Raw genomic sequence first — 21,711 nt, forward strand, 5'->3', positions numbered from 1 at the left:
CATACGCCCCTTTGCCCCCGCGCGCACGCTCGGTGTCCGGACCGATACGGTTCCGGCCGCGCTGTCGGTGGCGTACGGCAGGATGGGGCGGATGAGCCAGGACGAGACGGGCGGGGGCGGGCCCGGAGCCGCCCCGGACGGCCCCGGGCACCCGGCGGAGCTGTCGGCCGAGCAGCAGTCGGTGGAGCAACAGTCGGCCGAGCAGCAGTCGGCGGCGCTGCCTGAGTACGCGGAGCGGGTCCTCGACGTCGCGGACCTGATCCCGCCGGGCCGGGTCATGACGTACGGCGACGTCGCGGAGTGGCTGGGCGACGGCGGCCCCCGGCAGGTCGGCCGGGTCATGGCGTTGTACGGATCCGCCGTGCCGTGGTGGCGTGTCGTGCGGGCGGACGGGGCGCTGCTCCCGGGCCACGAGCTGCGGGCGCTGGACCACTACCGCACGGAGGGGACCCCGCTGCGCGAGGCGTCGCGCCGGGCGGACGGACACCTTCCGCGGCTCGACCTGCGCCACGCGCGCTGGGACGGCAGCGGGGATGGTGACGGGGGTCCGGACGTCGGCCGGGGCGAGGAAACTCACACCTGACAGTCTCCACCGGCGCTCGGGCGGACGCGGGCGCCCGCCTCCGGCGGCGCGCGGCCGGATACGTGACGAGGGACGCAGCGCAACCGCCGCATCGCGCGCCCCCGCTGGCGTAGCGTCGTCACCGCGCTCCACCCGCGCCCCCTCTCCTCGTCCCCATGACCTGTTCGGTCTGTCTGACCCGTACGACCCGTAAACCCACCAGGACCGGCGATCCACGTGAGCTCCTTCTCCTCCACCCGGCACAGTCCGCACCGTGAGTCACGGCCGCGGACCACGGGCGCGTACCGCTTGGTGCGCACTCCGCCGGGTTCCGTGGAGACCCCTCTGCTGGACGCGGGCCAGCGCGCTGTGGTTGACCACGCCGAAGGACCGCTGCTCGTCCTCGCCGGTCCCGGCACCGGCAAGACCACCACCCTTGTGGAGTCCGTCGCGGCCCGGGTGAACCGGGGCGCCGACCCCGCTCGCATCCTCGTCCTCACCTTCAGCCGCAAGGCCGCCGTCGAGCTGCGCGACCGGATGGCGGCCCGGCTCGGCGCGGCGCGCGGCCCGCAGGCCACGACCTTCCATTCGTACTGCTACGCCCTGGTCCGCGCCCACCAGGACGCCGACCTCTTCGCCGATCCGCTGCGGCTGCTCTCCGGGCCCGAGCAGGACGTCACCGTCCGCGACCTGCTCGCGGGCCAGCTCGACCTGGAGAGGGAGGGCCTGCCCCACGTCCGCTGGCCCGACGAACTGCGTGCCTGCCTGACCACCCGCGGCTTCGCCGACGAGGTGCGTGCCGTGCTGGCCCGCAGCCGCGAACTGGGCCTCGGGCCGGACGCGCTCGCCGCCTTCGCCCGCCGCACCGGCCGCCCGGACTGGACGGCGGCGGCCCAGTTCCTCGCCGAGTACCTCGACGTGCTTGACGCCCAGGGCGTCCTGGACTACGCGGAGCTGGTCCACCGCGCCGTCCTGCTCGCCGAGCGGCCCGAGGTCTCCGCGCAGCTGGCCGGGGCGTACGACGCGGTGTACGTCGACGAGTACCAGGACACCGACCCGGCGCAGGTGCGCCTGCTGCACGCGCTGGCGGGGAACCAGGGGCGCGGGGCGCACGCCGGGGGCGGGAGTCGGATGCTCGGGGCGGGCGGCGGCCGGACGCTGGTGGCCTTCGGCGACCCGGACCAGTCGATCTACACGTTCCGGGGCGCGGACGTGAACGGCATCCTCGAATTCCCCGACACCTTCCGGCGGGCCGACGGCACCCCCGCCCCCGTGGGCGTCCTCACCACCTCCCGCCGCTCCGGCTCCGAGCTGCTCGCCGCGACCCGGCTGCTCACCCGTCGGATGCCGCTGACCCGGCTGCCCGCCGACACCGTCCGCGCCCACCGCGACCTGCACGCCGTCCGGGAGGGCGGCCGGGTGGAGACGTACACCTACCCGACCGCTTCCACGGAGCTGGAGAACATCGCGGACCTGCTGCGCCGTGCCCACCTGGAGGACGGGGTGCCCTGGCGGGAGATGGCCGTGCTGGTACGGGCCGGAGGCCGCTCGCTGCCCGCCGTCCGCCGCGCCCTCACCTCCGCGGGCGTCCCCCTGGAGGTCGACGGCGACGACCTCCCGCTCCGCCACGAACCGGCCGTCGCCCCGCTGCTGACGGCGCTGCGGACGGTGGCGACGGCGGCGCTGCACCACCGCCCCGTCGAGCCGGAGGAGTGGGAGGACGGCCCGGAGCCGGCCCCGGTCACCGCCCCCCGGCTCGGCACCGAGACCGCCCTCACCCTCCTCACCTCCCCCCTCGGCTCCATGGACGCCGCCGACCTGCGCCGCCTCGGCCGGGCCCTGCGCGACGAGGAGCGCGCCGCCGGAATCCGGGTCCCCGCCCCCTCCGACGAACTCCTCGCCCGCGCTCTGGCCGAGCCCGAACGGCTGGTCACCCACGATCCGGCGTACGCCCACGGCGCGCAGCGCCTCGGCGCGCTCCTGCGCAAGGCCCGCGAGCTTCTGGAAGGCGGCGGGACCGCCGAGGAGGCCCTGTGGACCCTGTGGAACGGCACCCCCTGGCCGGGCAGGCTGGAGCGGGCCGCGCTGCGCGGCGGGGCGGGTGGCCGCAATGCCGACCGGGACCTCGACGCGGTGTGCGCCCTGTTCGACACGGCCGCGCGCGCCGAGGAGCGCACCGGCGGGCGCGGGGCGCTCAACTTCCTGGAAGAGGTCGACGCCCAGGACATCGCCGCCGACACCCTCTCCCGGCGGACCGTCCGCCCCGACGCCGTACGCCTGATGACCGCCCACCGCTCCAAGGGTCTGGAGTGGCGGCTCGTCGTCGTCGCCGGGGTCCAGGAGGGGCTCTGGCCCGACCTGCGCCGGCGGGGTTCCCTCCTGGAGGCGGACCGGATCGGCCGCGACGGGCTCGCCGAACCCCTCACGCCCGGCGCCCTCCTCGCCGAGGAGCGCCGCCTCTTCTACGTCGCCGCCACCCGCGCCCGCGAGCGCCTCGTCGTCACCGCTGTGAAGGCCCCCGCAGACGACGGCGACCAGCCCTCCCGCTTCCTGACCGAGCTGGGCGTCGAACCCCGCGACATCACCGGCCGCCCGCGCCGCCCTCTCGCCGTCGCCGCGCTCGTCGCCGAGCTGCGCGCCACCACGGTCGACCCGGCCGCATCCGACGCCCTGCGCGACGCCGCCGCCCACCGCCTCGCCCGGCTCGCCGCGCTCACCGACGACGAGGGCCAGGCACTCGTGCCCGCCGCCCACCCGTCCCGCTGGTGGGGCCTGGACGAACCGACCCGCTCCGCCGTCCCGCTGCGCGACCGCGACCAGCCCGTCACCCTCTCCGGCTCCGCGCTCGACCAGCTCGCCAACACCTGCGCCCTCCAGTGGTTCCTGGGCCGCGAGGTGAAGGCCGACGCCCCGGCCACCGCCGCCCAGGGGTTCGGCAACGTCGTCCACGTACTCGCCGACGAGGTCGCCTCCAGCCGTACGCCCGCCGACCTCGACGTCCTCATGGAGCGCCTGGACTCCGTCTGGAACGGCCTCGCCTTCGACGCCCCCTGGAAGTCCGAGCAGGAGAAGGACCAGGCCCGCGCCGCCCTCGAACGCTTCCTGAAGTGGCACGTCCTGGACCGCGGTGGCCGCACCCCCACCGCGAGCGAGCACGACTTCGACGTGACCCTGGAGGCGGGCGAGTACGCCGTCCGTATCCGGGGCTCGATGGACCGGGTGGAGGAGGACGCCGAGGGTAGGGCGTACGTCGTCGACTTCAAGACCGGCAAGAGCGCGCCCACCAAGGACGAGGTCGCCTCCCACCCCCAGCTCGCCGTCTACCAGCTGGCCGTCCGCGAGGGCGCGGTCGACGACATCTTCGACGGCAAGCGCCCCGAGCCGGGCGGTGCCGAACTGGTCCAGCTCCGCCAGCCCGCGCCCAAGAAGGAGGGCGGCGACGCCTTCCCCAAGGTCCAGGCACAGGAGCCGCTCGCCGGGGAGTGGGTCTCCGACCTGCTGGCCACCGCCGCCGGAAAGGTCCTGGACGAGCGGTTCACGCCCACCACCGGCGCCCACTGCGCCCACTGCGCCTTCCGCGCCTCGTGCAGCGCGCAGCCGGAGGGGCGGCAGGTGGTGGAGTAGGGCCTTCGCGGGCATCGGGCCGGGTTGTCAGTGGCTCCGGTTACCGTTTCTCACGTGTCCTCACGCATCACCGATCCCGAGCAGCTCAAGGAGCTCCTCGGGATCCCCTTCACCCCGGAGCAGACGGCCTGCATCACCGCGCCGCCCGCCCCGCAGGTGATCGTGGCCGGAGCCGGGTCGGGCAAGACCACGGTGATGGCCGCACGCGTGGTCTGGCTGGTCGGCACCGGCCAGGTCGCCCCCGAGCAGGTCCTCGGCCTCACCTTCACCAACAAGGCGGCGGGGGAGCTGGCCGAGCGCGTCCGCACGGCGCTGGTCGCCGCCGGGGTCACCGACCCCGAGGTCATCGACCCGGACAACCCGCCGGGCGAGCCCACCATCTCGACGTACCACGCCTTCGCCGGCCGCCTCCTCACCGAGCACGGCCTGCGCATCGGCCTGGAGCCCTCCGCCCGCCTCCTCGCCGACGCCACGCGCTACCAGCTGGCGGCCAAGGTGCTGCGCGAGGCCCCCGGCCCGTATCCGGCGCTCACCCGGTCCTTCCCCACCCTCGTCAGCGACCTGCTGGCGCTCGACGCGGAGCTGTCCGAACACCTCGTACGACCCGGAGCGCTGGAGACGTACGACACCGAGCTGCTGCGGGAGCTGGCCACCGCCAAGCTCAGCAACGCCGACCTGCGCAAGATCCCCGAGACCGCCGAGGCCCGCCGCTCCCTCCTCTTCCTCACCGAGCGCTACCGGTCCGCCAAGCGGAGCCGGGACCTCCTGGACTTCGGCGACCAGATCGCCCTCTCCGCCGAGCTGGCCCTGACCCGGCCTGAAGTGGGGGCGATCCTGCGGGACGAGTTCCGGGTGGTGCTGCTGGACGAGTACCAGGACACGTCGGTGGCCCAGCGGCTGCTGCTCTCGGCGCTGTTCGGCAGCGGTACGGAACCGGAACCGGGGGCGGGCGGCCAGGCGCCCACCGGCCACGCGGTGACCGCCGTGGGCGACCCCTGCCAGGCGATCTACGGCTGGCGCGGCGCCTCCGTCGCCAACCTGGACGACTTCCCCGAGCACTTCCCGCACGCCGACGGCGCCCCCGCCACCCGCTACAGCCTCAGCGAGAACCGGCGCAGCGGCGGCCGCCTCCTCCACCTCGCCAACGGCCTGGCCGAACCGCTGCGCGCGATGCACGAGGGCGTGCAGGCGCTGCGCGCCGCGCCGGGTGCCGAGCGCGACGGAATGGTCCGGTGCGCCCTGCTGAGCACCCACACCGAGGAGATCGACTGGCTCGCCGACTCCCTCGCCCACCTCGTGCGCACCGGCACCCCGCCCGGTGAGATCGCCGTCCTGTGCCGCACCGCCGGGGACTTCGGCCAGATCCAGGCGGCCCTGGTCGCCCGGGACATCCCCGTCGAGGTGGTCGGCCTCGCCGGGCTGCTGCACCTGCCCGAGGTGGCCGACCTGGTCGCCGTCTGCGAGGTCCTCCAGGACCCGGGTGCCAACGCATCCCTGGTCCGCCTCCTCACCGGCCCGCGCTGGCGCATCGGCCCCCGCGACCTCGCCCTCCTCGGCCGCCGCGCCCGCCTCCTGGTCCACCGGGCCGCCCAGGGGGACGACGCCGACCCGGACCGGCGGCTCGCGGAAGCCGTCGAGGGCACCGACCCGGCCGAGGTGATATCGCTCGCGGACGCCCTGGACACCTTCCTCATCGCGGCGGACGCGGCCGACGACGGCCTGCCGTTCTCGGCGGAGGCGCGGGTGCGCTTCGCCCGGCTCGCCCGGGAGTTGCGCGACCTGCGCCGCTCGCTCGCGGACCCCCTGATGGACGTCCTGCACCGCGTCCTGGCCACCACCGGCCTGGAGGTCGAGCTGTCCGCCTCCCCGCAGGCGCTGGCCGCCCGCCGCCGGGAGACCCTCGCCAACTTCCTGGACACAGCGGCGTCCTTCGCCTCCCTGGACGGCGAGGCGTCGCTGCTCGCCTTCCTCGGTTTCCTGCGGACCGCCGCGCAGTACGAGAAGGGCCTCGACAACGCGCTGCCCGGCGGCGAGAACACCGTCAAGGTCCTCACCGCGCACAAGTCCAAGGGCCTGGAGTGGGACGTCGTCGCCGTGCCCGGACTGGTCACCGGCCAGTTTCCCAGCGACCGCTCCCGGGAGGCCTGGACCGCCCAGGCCAAGGTGCTCCCGCACGCCCTGCGCGGCGACGCGGCGACCCTCCCGGCCCTGGACGCCTTCGACGCCAAGGGGCTCAAGGGGTTCAAGGAGGAGATGAAGGAGCACCAGCACACGGAGGAGCTGCGCCTGGGCTACGTCACCTTCACCCGCCCCCGCTCCCTCCTCCTCGGCTCCGGACACTGGTGGGGCCCGTCCCAGAAGCGGACGCGCGGCCCGTCGGTCTTCCTGGAAGCGCTGTACGAGCACTGCGTGGCTGGCCACGGCGAGATCGAGGCCTGGGCGGACGAGCCCGCCGAGGACGAGGAGAACCCGTTGCTCGCGGCGCCCGACACCGACCTGGCCTGGCCGCTCCCGCTCGACGCCACGGCCCTCACCCGCCGCCGGGCCGCCCGGGACACGGTGCTGGCCCACCTGGAGCACCTGGCCCTCCACGGGGACGAGCAGCCACCGGCGTACGCCCCCGAGCCCGATGACGTACCGACGCATGAGCCCTGGGCCGACGAGCCACCGGCCGGCGAGTCACCGTTCGACGAGCCACCGGCCGACGAGTCACCGTTCGACGAGGACTGGGACTGGGACGCGCTCCCCACCGAACGACCTGCGGAAACCGTCCCGGCCACGGCATCGGGGCCCGTACGGGAGTCGGCACCGCACATCCCCGCCGCCCGCCACTCGCAGGAAGAACCGGCGGACCACCTCACCCCCGAGGAGACCCGCACCCTCGCCTCCTGGGACCGGGATCTCGACGCCCTCGCCGGGGAGCTCCGCCGCGCCCGCGCCACCGTGCACGACGTCCTCGTCCCCGCCGCGCTCTCCGCCACCCAGCTGCTGCGCCTGGCCGAGGACCCCGACGCCTTCGCCAAGGAGCTGGCCCGGCCCATGCCCAGGCCGCCCCAGCCCGCCGCCCGCCGGGGCACCCGGTTCCACGCCTGGGTGGAGTCCCGGTACGAGGAGCTGCCGCTGCCCATGCTGGGCCCGGACGAGCTGCCCGGGGGTGACGGGAGCGACGCGGAGATCGCCGACGAGCGGGACCTCGCCGAGCTGAAGGAGGCGTTCGAGCGCACCGCGTACGCCCGGCGCACGCCGTACCGGGTGGAGACCCCGTTCCAGATCACCCTCGCGGGCCGGGTGATCCGGGGCCGCATCGACGCGGTGTACCGCACCGGCGACCGCTACGAGATCGTCGACTGGAAGACCACCCGCCACCGCACCGCCGACCCGCTCCAGTTCGCCGTCTACCGGCTGGCCTGGGCCGAGCTGCACGACCTGCCCCTCGAAGCGGTCACCGCCACCTTCCTCTACGTACGCAGCGGGGAGACCGTCCACCCGCAGGGGTTGCCCGGCCGGGCGGAGCTGGAGCGGATCCTGCTGGACGAGCCCGCCCCCGAGGACGGATAGGCTCACGAGCATGAGCGAGACCCCGGACAGCGCCGTCCGTACGTACACCGAACAGCACCGCGCGGCCTTCCTCGACGACCTCGCCGAGTGGCTGCGCATCCCCTCCGTATCCGCGCAGCCGGAGCACGACGGGGACGTACGGCGCAGTGCCGAGTGGCTGAGCGCCAAGCTGAAGGAGACCGGCTTCCCGGTCACCGAGATCTGGCAGACGCCCGGCGCCCCGGCGGTCTTCGCCGAGTGGCACAGCGAGGACCCGGACGCCCCGACGGTCCTGGTCTACGGCCACCACGACGTGCAGCCCGCCGCCCGCGAGGACGGCTGGGCCACCGACCCGTTCGAACCGGTGATCCGCGACGGCCGGATGTACGGACGCGGCGCCGCCGACGACAAGGGCCAGGTGTTCTTCCACACCCTCGGCGTCCGGGCCCACCTCGCCGCGACCGGCCGCACCACCCCGGCCGTGCACCTCAAGCTGCTGATCGAGGGCGAGGAGGAGTCGGGCTCCCCGAACTTCCGCGCCCTGGTCGAGCAGCACGCGGCCCGCCTCGCCGCCGACGCCGTGATCGTCTCGGACACCGGCATGTGGGACGAGGACACCCCGACCGTCTGCACCGGCATGCGCGGCCTCGCGGAGTGCGAGATCGAGCTGTACGGCCCCGCCCAGGACATCCACTCCGGATCGTTCGGGGGAGCCGTCCCCAACCCGGCCACCGAGATCGCCCGCCTGGTCGCCGCCCTCCACGACGAGGACGGCAAGGTCGCCGTCCCCGGTTTCTACGACGGGGTCACCGACCTCACCGACACCGAGCGCGCCCTCTTCGCCCAGCTGCCCTTCGACGAAGCGACCTGGCTGCGGACGGCGAAGTCTCAGGCCGCGTCCGGCGAGGCCGGGTACTCCACGCTGGAGCGCGTCTGGGCCCGCCCCACCGCCGAGGTCAACGGCATCGGCGGCGGCTACCAGGGCGCCGGCAGCAAGACGATCATCCCCTCATCCGCCCTGGTGAAGATCAGCTTCCGGCTGGTCGACGGCCAGGACCCCGACCGCGTACAGCAGGCGGTCCGCGCCTGGGCCGAGTCCCGCATCCCGGCGGGCCTCCGCCATCGGATCGTCTTCCAGCCCGCCACCCGCCCCTGCCTCACCCCGCTGGACCACCCCGCGCTCCAGGCGGTGGCCCGCGCGATGGGCCGCGCCTTCGGCAAGAAGATCCTCTTCACCCGCGAAGGAGGCTCGGGCCCGGCCGCCGACCTCAGGGACGTGCTCGGCGCCCCGGTCCTCTTCCTCGGCATCTCCGTCCCCTCCGACGGCTGGCACGCGCCCAACGAGAAGGTCGAGCTCGACCTGCTGCTGAAGGGCGTGGAGACGACCGCGTACCTGTGGGGCGAGATGGCCATGGCGCTCGGCCGCTGAACCCGCCGCACCCGCACACCCGATCCGCCCAGGGGGAGTAGGAAGCACCTGTGAGCACCTTCGACAACGCCACCGCAGACCGCCCGATCGGCCTCACCGCGCCCAGCGGCATCGACCGCGCGGCGCACCACCGCCTCGACGAGGCGTGGCTGGCCGCGGCGTGGAGCCACCCGACGACCCGGGTCTTCGTCGTCTCCGGCGGGCAGGTGCTGATCGACGACACCCCCGACGGGGGCACCGCGATCGTGATGACCCCGGCCTTCGAGGCCCCGGTCACCGAGACCCACCGGTATTTCCTCGGCACCGACGAGGAGGGCGTCAGCTACTTCGCGCTCCAGAAGGACTCGCTGCCCGGCCGCATGGACCAGTCGGCCCGGCCGGCCGGACTGCGCGAGGCCGGACTGCTGCTCGGCCCCCGCGACGCGGGCCTGATGGTGCACGCGGTGGCCCTGGAGAACTGGCAGCGCCTGCACCGCTTCTGCTCCCGCTGCGGCGAGCGCACCGTCATCGCCGCGGCCGGTCACATCCGCCGCTGCCAGGCCTGCGGCGCCGAGCACTACCCGCGCACCGACCCGGCGGTCATCATGCTGGTCACCGACGACCAGGACCGGGCCCTGCTGGGCCGGCAGGTGCACTGGCCCGAGGGGCGCTTCTCCACGCTCGCCGGGTTCGTCGAGCCGGGGGAGTCGATCGAGCAGTCCGTGGTCCGCGAGGTGTACGAGGAGGCGGGCGTCACCGTCGGCGAGGTCGAGTACGTCGCCAGCCAGCCGTGGCCCTTCCCCTCCAGCCTGATGCTGGGCTTCATGGCCCGCGCGACCTCCTCGGAGATCACCGTCGACGGCGAGGAGATCGAGGAGGCCCGTTGGTTCTCCCGCGAGGACCTCACGGCCGCCTTCGAATCCGGCGAGGTCCTGCCCCCGTTCGGCATCTCGATCGCCGCCCGCCTCATCGAGCTCTGGTACGGGAAGCCGCTGCCCAGGCCGGGCCTGAGCCGCACGAACTGAACGGGGGCGGCGGCCTCCCCCGGAAACGCGCGAGGGCCCCCGGCGGATGCCGAGGGCCCTCGTCGTCCCGAGCCGTACGCGTCGAACGCCGGTGTCAGGCGGCCAAAGCCTGCTTCACCTGGGCCAGCGACGGGTTCGTCATGACCGACTCGGTGCCGGACGGGGAAACGATCAGAAGCGTCGGTACCGTCTGGTTTCCGCCATTCGCCTTTTCGACGAACGCTGCCGAATCGGCGTCGTGCTCGATGTTGACCTCGTTGTACGCGATGCCCTCGCGGTCCATCTGGCTCTTGAGCCGACGGCAGTAACCGCACCAGGTGGTGCTGTACATCGTCACAGTGCCCGCCATGTCGCTGGCGCTCCCTTGTCTCGTCCGTCCCGCTGCGCGGCCGGCAGCGTCGCATGCGGTGCGACGGCCTGGGCCGCCTCCCCGCACCGGGTGGAACGTACGGCAGGCGGCCACCATTCCCGCGGTCGTACCGGGGCCCGGTGTCTTCGCACCGGTACGACGAATACCTCACCCCTCACCGGTACGACGAATACCTCACCCCTGTGGACAACCGCCGCATCCGCCCCGTGGGACCTGGCAGCATGGCGGGGTGACAGCAGCAACGCACTCCACCCTCTTCCCGCAGGTCCCCGAGACCCCGGACGCCGTGCTCGACGGGCTCGACCCCGAGCAGCGCGAGGTGGCTCTCGCCCTGCACGGACCGGTGTGCGTGCTGGCCGGAGCGGGTACGGGCAAGACCCGCGCGATCACCCACCGCATCGCGTACGGGGTGCGGGCGGGCATCATCCAGCCCGCCGCGGTCCTCGCCGTCACGTTCACCAACCGGGCCGCCGGAGAGATGCGCGGACGGCTCCGGCAGCTCGGCGCGACCGGCGTCCAGGCGCGGACCTTCCACTCCGCCGCACTCCGGCAGCTCCAGTACTTCTGGCCGAAAGCAGTCGGTGGCGAGCTGCCCCGGCTGCTGGAGCGGAAGGTGCAGCTGGTCGCCGAGGCCGCCGCCCGCTGCGAGCTCCGGCTCGACCGGAACGAGCTGCGGGACGTCACCAGCGAGATCGAGTGGGCCAAGGTCACCCAGACCGTCCCCGCCGACTACCCGGCCGCGGTCGCCAAGACCCAGCGGGACGCCCCCCGCGACCCGGCTGTGCTCTCCCAGATCTACTCCACGTACGAACAGCTCAAGCGCGACCGCTCGGTCATCGACTTCGAGGACGTGCTCCTGCTCACCGTCGGCATCCTCCAGGACCGCCATGACATCGCCGACCACGTGCGCGGCCAGTACCAGCACTTCGTCGTCGACGAGTACCAGGACGTGAGCCCGCTCCAGCAGCGGCTGCTCGACCTCTGGGTGGGCGACCGGGACAACCTCTGCGTCGTCGGCGACGCCAGCCAGACCATCTATTCCTTCACCGGCGCGACCCCCGACCACCTGCTGAACTTCCGCACCCGCCACCCCGGCGCGACGGTGGTCAAGCTGGTGCGGGACTACCGCTCCACACCTCAGGTCGTCCACCTCGCCAACGGCCTGCTGAGCCAGGCCGGAGGCAAGGCCGCCGACCACCGGCTGGAGCTGGTCTCGCAGCGCGACAAGGGCCCCGAGCCGGTCTACACGGAGTACTCCGACGAACCCAGCGAGGCCGAGTCCACCGCCCGGCGCATCCGCGACCTGATCGCGGCAGGTGTTCCGGCCGGGGAGATCGCCGTGCTCTACCGGGTCAACTCCCAGTCCGAGGTCTACGAGCAGGCCCTCGCGGACGCGGGCGTGCCCTACCAGCTGCGCGGCGCCGAGCGGTTCTTCGAGCGGGCGGAGGTCCGCGAGGCGGGCACCGCCCTGCGCGGCGCGGCCCGCGCCGGGCGCAACGACTCCCTGCTCGACGGGGCGGAGGGGTTGCCGTCCCAGGTGCGGGCGGTGCTCTCCACGAAGGGCTGGACCACCCGCCCGCCCGCCGGGTCGGGGGCGGTGCGCGACCGCTGGGAGTCGCTGGCCGCGCTGGTGCGGCTCGCGGAGGACTTCGAGGCGGCCAGGCCGGGGGCGACCCTGACCGACCTGGTCCGCGAGCTCGACGAACGGGCGGCCGCCCAGCACGCCCCGACGGTCCAGGGGGTGACGCTGGCCTCGCTGCACTCGGCGAAGGGCCTGGAGTGGGACGCGGTGTTCCTCGTCGGCCTGACCGAGGGCATGATGCCGATCGCCTACGCCAAGACCGACGAGCAGGTCGAGGAGGAGCGGCGCCTGCTGTACGTCGGAGTCACCCGCGCCCGGCTCCACCTCTCGCTCTCCTGGTCCCTGGCCCGCTCGCCCGGCGGCCGGGCGAGCCGCAGGCCCACCCGGTTCCTGAACGGGCTGCGCCCGGGCTCCACGGCGTTCGGCGCCCGGGGCGGGGTCGGAGGCGCCGGAGGGATCGACCGGGGCTCCGGCCGGACAGCGCCCGCCGAGCGGACCGAGGCCGTGGAGAGCCGGCCCCGGCAGACGGCGCGGTGCCGGGTCTGCCGCCGGCCCCTCACCGACGCCGGCGAGATGAAGCTGATGCGCTGCGAGGAGTGCCCGTCCGACATGGACGAGGCGCTGTACGGACGGCTGCTCGACTGGCGTGCCGGGCAGGCGGCCTTGCTGAGCCAGCCGGACTACTGCGTCTTCACCGAGAAGACCCTGATGGCCATCGCGGAGGCCGTGCCCTCCACCGAGGGGGAGCTGGTGGTCATCGCGGGCGTCGGGAACCGGAAGCTGACCCGTTTCGGAGCCGACGTACTCGCCATCTGCGCAGGTGAGACCGTCGGTGAAGGGTCCGGCGTGGGGGACGAGGAGAGCTGAGAAAAACTCGTCCAGAAAATAGTTTGCGCCCGCCCCAGTCGTCACCATAGGTTCTTAACCACGGGAACAGCGACTTCTCTGAAGCCCTGATCCCGTGCTGTACTTATCCGAATACGCAGGACCGGCTCCGACCGGTCCCTCTGAGACGCCGAGAGGAGGCGATTGAAGTGATCAGCATCATCGAAACCCAGAAAATGACCGGTCTTTCGGTCGTCTCCGCCTGCTCGCTCGGCCTCACCCGCTCCTCGGCTGCTTCGCTCCGCGCCACCGGTCTGTCCGGCATCTCCGCCGTCAGCCCGCTGTCCCTGGCGAGCCTCCCCGTGATGCGGGAGCGCAATGAGCGACCGATCGAGGCACCGGCGGCAGCAGTAGCGAAGGACGCACAGGCTCAGGCCTATGCCTTTGCGGCAGCCGGTGCCGGAGCCGGAGCCGAGAAGCAGACGCAGCAGCACCACACGATGTGGGCCTTCCGTGGGCCTGAACCCTGGAGCGATCCAGCCTGATCCTGCATCAGGCCGGCGCCTCAGGGCCGCGGAACCCCACTCGGGATCCGCGGCCCTTTTGTTTTGTCCGAACGGACGAGACGGACCGAAGGCGCCTCGGGCCAGCAGTACCAGCCGCCAACCGGCCGACAGGCCGGCACGACCAGACGAGGACACCACCCACCGTGCAACTCGAGACGCACGCCCCGTCAGTACCGCAGTCCGACTTGATCTCCCCGCCCGGCTCCACGGAGGACTCCACCTTGCTCCCCCTCACCGCGCTCACCGCGCTCGACGACGCCATCGAGAACCTCGGCGTACCCGTCCCCTGCCGCTCGTACGACCCGGAGGTCTTCTTCGCCGAGTCCCCGGCCGACGTCGAGTACGCCAAGTCCCTCTGCCGTACCTGCCCGCTCGTCGAGGCCTGCCTGGCCGGCGCCAAGGAGCGGCGTGAGCCGTGGGGTGTCTGGGGCGGCGAGCTCTTCGTCCAGGGTGTCGTCGTGGCCCGCAAGCGGCCGCGTGGCCGTCCGCGCAAGAACCCGGTCGCAGCGTGACCGCCGCCGTCGGCGTCCCCGCCCCCACACGGTGGCTGCGCCTCGGAACCATCGACCGTCCCCAGACCCATGACCCCCGGAATCAGGCACCGATGATCACCCCCACGAAGGAGCCCGTCGGCTCCGCAACCCCTGACGTCACCATCATCGGCGCGAACGACTCGCGCCAGAACAGGACCCGCGAGATGCAACTCATCCCAGAAGCCATGGCTCGTGCGCATATGCACGACCGCCTGCGGGAGGCCGAGAGGGACCGCCAAGCGGTGCGCCTCATCTCTGCCCGCAGGATGCAGCGCCGAGCGGAGCGCGCATCGCTGCGCGCCCGCCGGGCGCTGGCCATGGCCGTCATGCACTGAGCCGTCATGCACTGAGCCGTCATGCACCGAGCTGTCGTGCATGGAGGGGCCCCACCTCTCCGCTCCATGACGGAGCACCACGGCTCCGCACCGGGCAACCGCTCTACCCGGTGCGGAGCCACCTCCCGACCGCGGGGTCGTCCGAACCAGGGCGGCCCCGCGGTGCGTTGTGCTGCCGGGCTCCGACGGCGGGGATATCGTCACGAGGTGGACGAGGAGACGCATCCCCCCGAAGAACCGGCCGCCCAACCGGTGCTGTGTGCCCGCTGCGGCACCGCCGCCGAAGGTGAGAGCGCCCCGGTGACCTGGCTCTCCTCCGTGGAGGACGGCCGCCGCCTCCTCTTCTGCGAGACCTGCGCCCGCCTCCACATCAGAGCGATCGAGAGCCGCCTCGACTCACTGGGGTGGTGACCCGGCTACGCGTCGCCCTCCGAGACCAACTCCGGCTCCTCGCCCTCCGGCACCGGCTCCGTCCCAGCGGTCTCCGGGACGAACCCCGGCAGCCAGGCCTCTAGTTCGTCCCGCAGCCGGACCGCCGCACCGAGCTGGCACAGCACCCCGATCGTGCTCAGCGTCACCCGGTGTATCAGGAGGTAGGACGGCGGGAGATTCAGCTGCCTGCCGAGCTGGTGGGCCGGGGAGCGCGGATCGGCTATCCGGGCCGCCTGGTCCCGCAGCCAGCCCCGGGAGAACGTGAACTCCTCCACCTGCGCCGGTTCGATGATCGGGAGCAGGTAGTCGAGCACCTCGTCCGGGTCCAGGTCGATCGACTCCTTCACGAAGCCCTCTTCGCGCAGCAGCCCGTACACCGCGGCCGCATCGCCTTCCAGCGTCATCCGCAGGGACTCACCGATGGTCCCCGGCAGCCCGCCCGGAAGCCGGTCGACCGTGCCGAAGTCCAGCACCCCCAGCCGCCACGGACCGCCTCCGGCACCCTCCCCGCCCGAGACGTCCGAGACGTCCGAGGCACCCGAGGCACCCGAGACGCCCGAGACGCCCGAGGCACCTGAGCCGCCCGAGACGTCCGATGCATCCGATGCGCCCGAGGCGGGCGGGTCGTCCATGTCGTCCATGTCGTCCACGGCGGGCAGCAGCCGGAAGTTGCCCGGATGCGGGTCGGCGTGGAGCAGACCGGTGCGTGCCGGACCCGAGAAGAGGAAACGCGCCAGCAGCTGTCCGGCCCGGTCCCGCTGCTCCGCCGTACCGTCCGCGATGACGTCGGCCAGCGGAATCCCGTCCATCCACTCCGTCACCAGCACCTGGTCGGACTGGTGCACCACCCCCGGGATCACCACATCGGGATCGCCCACGAACTCCGCCGCGTGCTCCCGCTGGGCCTGCGCCTCCAGCTCGTAGTCCAGCTCTTCCGAGACCCGGTCGCGCATCTCCTTGATCAGCGGCTTGATGTCCATGCCGGGCACCAGGGGACCGAGCAGCCGGGCGAAGCGGCTGAGCTGGGTGAGGTCCGAGAGCAGTGCCTCGCCCGCACCTGGGTACTGCACCTTCACCGCGACCGCACGGCCGTCGTGCCACACCGCCCGGTGCACCTGTCCGATCGAGGCGGCCGCCGACGGCTTGTCCTCGAACTCCAGGAAGTACTCCCGCCAGTCCTCACCGATCCGCTCGGCCAGCACCCTGTGGACGGTCTGGGTGGGCAGCGGCGGCGCGGCCTCCTGCAGCTTGGTCAACGCGGCCCGGTAGGGGCCCGCGACCTCCTCGGGCAGGGCGGACTCGAAGACGGAGAGGGCCTGGCCCAGCTTCATGGCCCCGCCCTTCAGCTCGCCCAGGGTCTTGAACAACTGGTCCGCCGTGCGTTGCTGCACCTCGCGGGCGACCAGCTCGGCCGACCTGCCGCCGATCCGCTTGCCCAGACCCCATGTGGCACGTCCGGCGAAGCCGAGCGGGAGCGCGGCCAGTTTGGCGGTACGCGTAACCGCCTTCCGGGGAAGATCAGACATGTGCCCCTCCAGTTCCCAGACTGCCGTGCCGCTTGAGCCTCCGGTGTCGCTCCGTCGACGGCGGTCACCCGGCCATTGTGTCCTGCGCCGGAACGGGGCCGGAGGCCCCCGCCCCCTCGACGCGCGTCACCGCTCCGCAGGAGCAGTCCGCATGAGGGCCGATCCGCTCGTGGCGCCAGTCCAGCAGGGGCAGGGCGGCTTCGCAGCGCGCCCCGGTGCTGGCCGGCAGCTCCCCGTCCAGGAAGGACAGGGCATGGGCCGCGGCGAGCCCGGCGACCGCGGTGGCCAGCCCGAGATCGCAGGCGGCCACCGCCCTCCGCCGCCCCGAGCGCCACTGCGCCAGCATCCGGGGCCACTGCGAATCCCGGTCCGCGCGGTGCAGCTCCAGACACCCCGCGCAGCCGGTGCCCCCCGGAAGCACGAGCGGTCCGACCACCCCCGTGGCCTCGATCACCCCCGCGTAGAGATGAGGCGTGCCCGACGTGATCCAGGGAGCCGCGGTGTCCGGGACCGGCGCGTACACCGAGAGGCCGTCCCGAGGGGCGACGACGATCAGTGACAGGCCGGGCTGCCCGCCGACCGCGCCCCGGTCCGCCCCCGTCGACCGGGGCGCGGGCCCGGCGGCGGCCCGGTGCACCAGCCGGCGGGCCGCCGCGTCGCGCCGTTCCCCCACGGCCGCGGGCGGAAGCCCGGCCGGTGCCACGTCCCCCGGTTCGGCCCGGCCCCCGTCCAGCACCTCCACCTGACCCACCCCCGAGCCGGACAGCACGGCGGCGATCGACGCGCCGACCCGGCCCGCACCCCGCACCTGGACCCGCATCGCCCGCCGGGCCGCCATCCGCCGCAGCCCCTCACCGGGTGCGGGATGGACGACGGAGAGCGAGGCCACATCGGGACGTTGACGCTCCATCACCTCGGCCCGGTGGCGCAGGGCATCCGCCTGCGGACCACCGGCCCGTGGATCGTCGAGGAGGCCTGCCTCCGCCAGCCGACTCACCAGGACCTCCACATGACGGTCCGACAGGTCCAAGGACCGTGCTTCCTCGCGCAGCAACGGCAGGCCGCGCGTTCCGTCGAGCAGTTCCAGAAAGCTCCCCGTCGCAATGTCCACCGGGCCCAGCGTCACGGCGTGGGCGGGTGTCACCCCGAATTGCACGGTGTTCCGTCCGCGCCAGGCGCGGCGCAGCGCGGGCTTCAACATCGGATGCAGGACTTCTCCCCCAAGACGCACGGCTTTCCCCCGATCGGTGTCGTGACCGCGTGCTGGGGAGGGTCCCCGGCCGCGTCGAGCCATTGCCAGAATGCGCGCCCGCGGCGGAGCGTGCGCGAAGTTATCCACAGGTAGGGGTATTCATCGTTTTAGTGATGAGCGGACCGGCGGTGAGCGGACCGGAGCCGAGCGGACCGGTGACGAGCGGACCGGAGCCGAGCGGACCGGAGGCGGGACTTCCCCCACTGACAGCGGGTAACGTCGAGTCGTGCCCGCAGACCCGTCACCCGCTGTCGCCGGGAAGACCCCCGTGCGCGGCGCCGGAATCCATCAGTCCGGCGCGGCCGCCCGTGCGCCCCTTCCGTCGGCGACGAGCGCGGTCGAGGTCCGCAGGAGCACCCGGCGCAGGAAATCGGTCTCCGCGTACCGGGAGGGCGACCGCACGATCGTGCTCATCCCCGCCCGGATGTCGGAGGCGGAGGAGCGCCGCTGGGTGGGCGTCATGCTCGACAAGCTCGCGGCCCGGGAGAGCAAGCGGGTCCTCGGGGACGCCGAGCTCATGGAGCGGGCCGAGCGGCTGTCCGCCCAGTACTTCGACGGCAGGGCCCGGCCCGCATCGGTGCGCTGGGTGACCAACCAGAACACCCGCTGGGGCTCGTGCACCCCCGTCGAGGGCAGTATCCGGCTCTCGCACCGGCTCCAGGGCATGCCGGAGTACGTCGTCGACTACGTACTCGTCCATGAGCTGGCGCATCTGCTCGTCCCCGGACACGGCCCGGGGTTCTGGCGGCTGCTGGAGGCCTACCCGCGCACCGAGCGGGCCCGCGGTTACCTCGAAGGAGTGGTGGCGGCCGAGCAGCTGCCCCATCTGCCGACCATGCGCGCGGAAGAAGATCCACGCGTTTCATGATCCCGACGAACCGTGTTCGGCGATTCTGTACCGGGTGTGTACCGGCTTGGCCGGATCTCGCGGTTTGCGGTTAGCCTGACGCGACGCATTCACCTTCGGGATGGGGGACGGTCGTTACGTATGGCCAGGGAATTCCAACGAGGCCACAAGGCCAAGATCAGTGATCTCACACCAGGGACAGATCTGTACGTAGGTGTGCAGATCGCCGCCCCTGGACTGACCTTCGACATCAGCTGCTTCGGCCTGGACGCCGACGAACGGCTCTCGGACGACCGGTATTTCATCTTCTTCAACCAGCCGAAATCGCCCGAGGAGTCCATTCAGCTGCTCGGTGCGCAGTCCGGCGACGCCGAGTCCTTCCGCGTCACGCTCGACCGCATCCCGGCCGGCATCCACAGGCTCTCCTTCACCGCGACGCTCGACGGTGCCGGGCAGATGTCGCAGATCGGCCCCGGGTACATCCGGATCGTCGCGGGCGGGGAGGAAGTGGTCCGATACGCCTTCACCGGTTCGGAGTTCACCACCGAGCGCGCGGTGATGCTCGGTGACTTCTACCTGAAGGACGTCTGGCGCTTCGCCGCGGTCGGCCAGGGCTTCGACGGCGGCCTCGACGCGCTCCTGAAGAACTTCGGCGGCGAGGTCGCCGAGGAAGAGGCCCCCGCGGCCCCGCAGGCGGCCCCGGGGTTCGCGCCGCCGGCTCAGGCCACCGCCGCGCCCCCGGCCTTCGCGGCCCCGCCCGCATCCCAGGCCCCGCAGCCCGCCCCGTCCTTCGGCGCCCCGCCCGCGCCCGCCCCCGCATCGCAGCCGCCGGTGCACGCGGCGCCCACGATCGCGGCGCCGCTCTCCCTCCAGGCGCCTTCGGCCCCGTCCCCGTACGGCCAGCCCGGTCACCAGCCCCAGCAGCCGCAGTTCGGCCAGGTCCCCGGCCAGGGAGCCCCGCCGACGCCGCCCTACGGTCAGCCCGCGCCCGCCCCCTACGGACAGCCGGCCCCGGCACCGTACGGGCAGCCCGCCCCGCCGGCCTTCGGGCAGCAGACCCCCGGCGTGCCGCAGGGCGTCCCGGCGACCGGCGCCGGGCTTCAGGCGGCCCTCCAGCCGTACAAGGAGACCGCCACCGGACAGCGCTGGACCCCGCAGAACCAGCAGCTCATGCGGGTCGATCTGACCATGGGCGGCGCCGGGGTGCTGGCCCGCCAGGGCAGCATGGTGATGTACCAGGGCAAGGTCGACTTCGGCTACAAGAGCGCCGGGTTCGTCGGCCGCGCCGTCGGCAACGCCACCGGCCAGGAGATGCAGCTGATGCGCTGTACCGGCCGCGGCCAGGTCTTCCTCGCCGAGGAGGGCTCGCACCTGCACCCGATCGAACTCCAGGGCGACGCCATCTGTGTCTCCGCCGAGAGCGTCCTCGCCTTCGACGAGTCCCTCCAGTACGAGGTCCGCAGGATCGAGGGGCACGGCATCCCCGGCGGAGCCCTGTTCACCATGCAGTTCCAGGGCACCGGCACCGTGATCATCAAGACCCACGGGACTCCGGTCGTCCTGCCGGTCACCCCCACCACGTTCGCCGACTGCAACGCGGTGGTGGCCTGGTCGGCCGCCTCCCAGGTGATCGTCTCCAGCCAGGTCCGGTTGCGCCGCAACGCCTACCCGGGGCACAGCGGCGAGACCGTGAACCTCCAGTTCCGGGGAGCACCCGGCAACTTCATCGTCGTCCAGCCCTACGAGGTCTGAGGGAGCCCGTCATGAACCAGCAACTCGCGGGCTTCGCCCCTACCCCCGTCACCGCCCGGATGGAGAACCACGGCAGGACCATGCTCAAGGTCGCCATGGCCTCCGGGCAGGACCTCTACGCGCGCACCGGCTCGATGGTGGCGTACGAGGGGTTCATCCAGTACGAGCCCAACCCGCCCGCCGTCCGGCAGATCGCCTCCCAGTGGATCACCGGCGAGGGCGCACCCGTCATGAAGTGCTCCGGTGACGGACTGCTCTACCTCGCCGACTACGGCGCCGACGTGGTCGTCATCAACCTGAACAACGACTCCCTCTCCGTCAACGGCACCAACCTCCTCGCCTTCGACGCCCATCTCACCTGGGGCGTGGAGAAGGTCAAGGGGCTGGCCAAGTTCGCCGGACAGGGGCTGTGGAACGTCGTCGTCCAGGGCACCGGGTGGGTGGCCATCACCTCCCGGGGCACCCCGATCGTCGTCGACTGCGGACGCGGCGAGGACGAGACGTACGTCGACCCGGACGCCCTGGTCGCCTGGTCCCCGAACCTCAAGGTGAAGGGCAAGCGCAGCTTCAAGGCCGGGGCGCTGATCGGGCGGGGCAGTGGCGAGGCGTACCAGATGGCCTTCTCCGGACAGGGCATCGTCGTCGTCCAGCCGAGCGAGGACAGTACGGACCGCCTGCGGATCCGGAACTGAGGGGAGGGAACACACCATGCAGAGTCCGCTTTTCAGCCACACCGAGCAGCAGTCCCAGGACCGGTACGCGATGCAGAATCCGCAGCTCCTGCGGGTGACGCTGACCGGGCAGGACGACATCCTCGCCCGCAAGGGCGCCATGGTCGCGTACCAGGGGTTGATGGACTTCGACGGCGAATACCAGTCGCAGGGCCGGCGCCGCGCCCGCGCGCGCACCGGCGAGGGCCTCGACCTGATGCGCGTGTCCGGCCAGGGCACGGTCTACTTCGCCAACCTGGCCCAGTACGTCCATGTCGTGGACGTCGACCGGGAGGGGATGACCGTGGACAGCTCCTACGTCCTCGCGCTCGACTCCTCGCTGCACACCGAGGTCATCGCGGTGGACAGCCAGTACGGCATCTCCGGCAGCGGCAAGTACCAGCTCAACATCTCCGGCAGTGGCAAGGTCGCGCTCATGACCTCCGGCCTGCCTCTGATGATGCAGGTCACGCCCGAGAAGTACGTCAACGTGGACGCCGACGCCATCGTCGCCTGGTCCAGCGCCCTGCGGGTGCAGATGCAGGCCCAGACGCACTCCACCGGTGTCTTCAGGCGCCGCGGCAACACCGGCGAGGGCTGGGAGCTGAGCTTCCTCGGACAGGGCTTCGCCCTGGTCCAGCCGAGCGAGGTCATGCCTCCGCAGAACGCCCAGATCGGCCAGGGGGCCGGGGCCCAGTTCGGCGTGGGCCAGCAGGGTGCCCACGGCCAGAACCAGAACAACGCCTGGAACTGACCGGAACTCGCCGTGCACGGCGGTAAGGGGCGGCCTCCACAGAGGTCGCCCCTTACGCACGCGCCTTACGC

Annotated in this window: 17 protein-coding genes; 14 read left to right on the plus strand and 3 right to left on the minus strand. The window is 72.8% G+C overall.

All coding sequences use genetic code 11. The annotated features are described in order from the left end of the window. Positions 1 to 91 precede the first annotated feature (91 nt). From ACIQAK_RS07500 to nudC, 5 genes are all read left to right on the plus strand, one after another. On the plus strand, positions 92 to 583 hold the full coding sequence (locus tag ACIQAK_RS07500) for an MGMT family protein (protein ID WP_366387343.1): 492 nt from the start codon (positions 92 to 94) through the stop codon (positions 581 to 583). 216 nt (positions 584 to 799) lie between these two features. Then, the gene (locus ACIQAK_RS07505) at positions 800 to 4,186 is read left to right on the plus strand and encodes an ATP-dependent DNA helicase (RefSeq protein ID WP_366387344.1); all 3,387 of its coding nucleotides are present in this window, start codon (positions 800 to 802) and stop codon (positions 4,184 to 4,186) included. A gap of 54 nt (positions 4,187 to 4,240) precedes the next feature. After that, positions 4,241 to 7,744 (plus strand): UvrD-helicase domain-containing protein, encoded by a 3,504-nt coding sequence (locus ACIQAK_RS07510; protein ID WP_366387345.1) that lies wholly within the window; start codon positions 4,241 to 4,243, stop codon positions 7,742 to 7,744. 10 nt (positions 7,745 to 7,754) lie between these two features. After that, on the plus strand, positions 7,755 to 9,152 hold the full coding sequence (locus ACIQAK_RS07515; RefSeq protein ID WP_366387346.1) for a dipeptidase: 1,398 nt from the start codon (positions 7,755 to 7,757) through the stop codon (positions 9,150 to 9,152). 50 nt (positions 9,153 to 9,202) lie between these two features. Continuing rightward, entirely contained in the window at positions 9,203 to 10,156 is a 954-nt protein-coding gene (gene nudC / locus ACIQAK_RS07520; protein WP_366387347.1) for an NAD(+) diphosphatase, read from the plus strand. Between the two features lie 94 nt (positions 10,157 to 10,250). Here nudC and ACIQAK_RS07525 read toward each other — a convergent pair whose 3' ends face one another. After that, positions 10,251 to 10,505, minus strand: a complete 255-nt coding sequence (locus ACIQAK_RS07525) for a glutaredoxin domain-containing protein (RefSeq protein WP_366387348.1) — start codon at positions 10,503 to 10,505, stop codon at positions 10,251 to 10,253. Positions 10,506 to 10,755: 250 nt separating this feature from the next. Between ACIQAK_RS07525 and ACIQAK_RS07530 the strand changes: the two genes are divergently transcribed. The 5 genes from ACIQAK_RS07530 (at position 10,756) to ACIQAK_RS07550 (ending at position 14,778) form a co-directional block, all read left to right on the plus strand. Continuing rightward, entirely contained in the window at positions 10,756 to 12,975 is a 2,220-nt protein-coding gene (locus tag ACIQAK_RS07530; RefSeq protein ID WP_366387349.1) for an ATP-dependent DNA helicase UvrD2, read from the plus strand. A 167-nt stretch (positions 12,976 to 13,142) separates the two neighbouring features. After that, positions 13,143 to 13,478 (plus strand): hypothetical protein, encoded by a 336-nt coding sequence (locus ACIQAK_RS07535; RefSeq protein WP_366387350.1) that lies wholly within the window; start codon positions 13,143 to 13,145, stop codon positions 13,476 to 13,478. A gap of 164 nt (positions 13,479 to 13,642) precedes the next feature. Further along, positions 13,643 to 14,011 (plus strand): WhiB family transcriptional regulator, encoded by a 369-nt coding sequence (locus tag ACIQAK_RS07540; protein WP_366387351.1) that lies wholly within the window; start codon positions 13,643 to 13,645, stop codon positions 14,009 to 14,011. Continuing rightward, on the plus strand, positions 14,008 to 14,367 hold the full coding sequence (locus ACIQAK_RS07545) for a hypothetical protein (protein ID WP_366387352.1): 360 nt from the start codon (positions 14,008 to 14,010) through the stop codon (positions 14,365 to 14,367). Before ACIQAK_RS07540 ends, ACIQAK_RS07545 begins: the two co-directional genes overlap by 4 nt. A gap of 207 nt (positions 14,368 to 14,574) precedes the next feature. Then, positions 14,575 to 14,778, plus strand: coding sequence for a hypothetical protein (locus ACIQAK_RS07550; protein ID WP_366387353.1), 204 nt, complete (start codon positions 14,575 to 14,577; stop codon positions 14,776 to 14,778). 5 nt (positions 14,779 to 14,783) lie between these two features. Here ACIQAK_RS07550 and ACIQAK_RS07555 read toward each other — a convergent pair whose 3' ends face one another. Both ACIQAK_RS07555 and ACIQAK_RS07560 read right to left on the minus strand, forming a co-directional pair. Beyond that, on the minus strand, positions 14,784 to 16,325 hold the full coding sequence (locus ACIQAK_RS07555) for an AarF/UbiB family protein (RefSeq protein ID WP_366387354.1): 1,542 nt from the start codon (positions 16,323 to 16,325) through the stop codon (positions 14,784 to 14,786). A 64-nt stretch (positions 16,326 to 16,389) separates the two neighbouring features. Further along, complete coding sequence (locus tag ACIQAK_RS07560) at positions 16,390 to 17,535, minus strand: ThiF family adenylyltransferase (RefSeq protein ID WP_366387810.1); 1,146 nt, start codon at positions 17,533 to 17,535, stop codon at positions 16,390 to 16,392. A gap of 268 nt (positions 17,536 to 17,803) precedes the next feature. Here ACIQAK_RS07560 and ACIQAK_RS07565 point away from each other — a divergent pair, with 268 nt between their 5' ends. From ACIQAK_RS07565 to ACIQAK_RS07580, 4 genes are all read left to right on the plus strand, one after another. Beyond that, a complete protein-coding gene (locus ACIQAK_RS07565) occupies positions 17,804 to 18,445 on the plus strand; it encodes a M48 family metallopeptidase (RefSeq protein WP_366387355.1) in 642 nt (213 codons plus the stop codon). A gap of 120 nt (positions 18,446 to 18,565) precedes the next feature. Continuing rightward, entirely contained in the window at positions 18,566 to 20,176 is a 1,611-nt protein-coding gene (locus ACIQAK_RS07570; RefSeq protein WP_366387356.1) for a TerD family protein, read from the plus strand. 11 nt (positions 20,177 to 20,187) lie between these two features. Next, the gene (locus ACIQAK_RS07575) at positions 20,188 to 20,868 is read left to right on the plus strand and encodes an AIM24 family protein (protein ID WP_366387357.1); all 681 of its coding nucleotides are present in this window, start codon (positions 20,188 to 20,190) and stop codon (positions 20,866 to 20,868) included. A gap of 16 nt (positions 20,869 to 20,884) precedes the next feature. Continuing rightward, positions 20,885 to 21,640, plus strand: coding sequence for an AIM24 family protein (locus ACIQAK_RS07580; protein ID WP_366387358.1), 756 nt, complete (start codon positions 20,885 to 20,887; stop codon positions 21,638 to 21,640). Positions 21,641 to 21,711: the final 71 nt, after the last annotated feature.

Origin of the sequence: Streptomyces sp. NPDC088706, assembly GCF_044752765.1 — a bacterium.
Classification (GTDB): Bacteria; Actinomycetota; Actinomycetes; order Streptomycetales; family Streptomycetaceae; genus Streptomyces.

Excerpts from the sequence above, each read along its gene's own strand:
- ACIQAK_RS07515 (WP_366387346.1), top strand. The coding sequence starts at position 7,755 with ATGAGCGAGACCCCGGACAGCGCCGTCCGTACGTACACCGAACAGCAC.
- ACIQAK_RS07580 (WP_366387358.1), top strand. The coding sequence starts at position 20,885 with ATGCAGAGTCCGCTTTTCAGCCACACCGAGCAGCAGTCCCAGGACCGG.
- ACIQAK_RS07570 (WP_366387356.1), top strand. The coding sequence starts at position 18,566 with ATGGCCAGGGAATTCCAACGAGGCCACAAGGCCAAGATCAGTGATCTC.
- ACIQAK_RS07555 (WP_366387354.1), bottom strand. The coding sequence starts at position 16,325 with ATGTCTGATCTTCCCCGGAAGGCGGTTACGCGTACCGCCAAACTGGCC.
- ACIQAK_RS07525 (WP_366387348.1), bottom strand. The coding sequence starts at position 10,505 with ATGGCGGGCACTGTGACGATGTACAGCACCACCTGGTGCGGTTACTGC.
- ACIQAK_RS07575 (WP_366387357.1), top strand. The coding sequence starts at position 20,188 with ATGAACCAGCAACTCGCGGGCTTCGCCCCTACCCCCGTCACCGCCCGG.
- ACIQAK_RS07500 (WP_366387343.1), top strand. The coding sequence starts at position 92 with ATGAGCCAGGACGAGACGGGCGGGGGCGGGCCCGGAGCCGCCCCGGAC.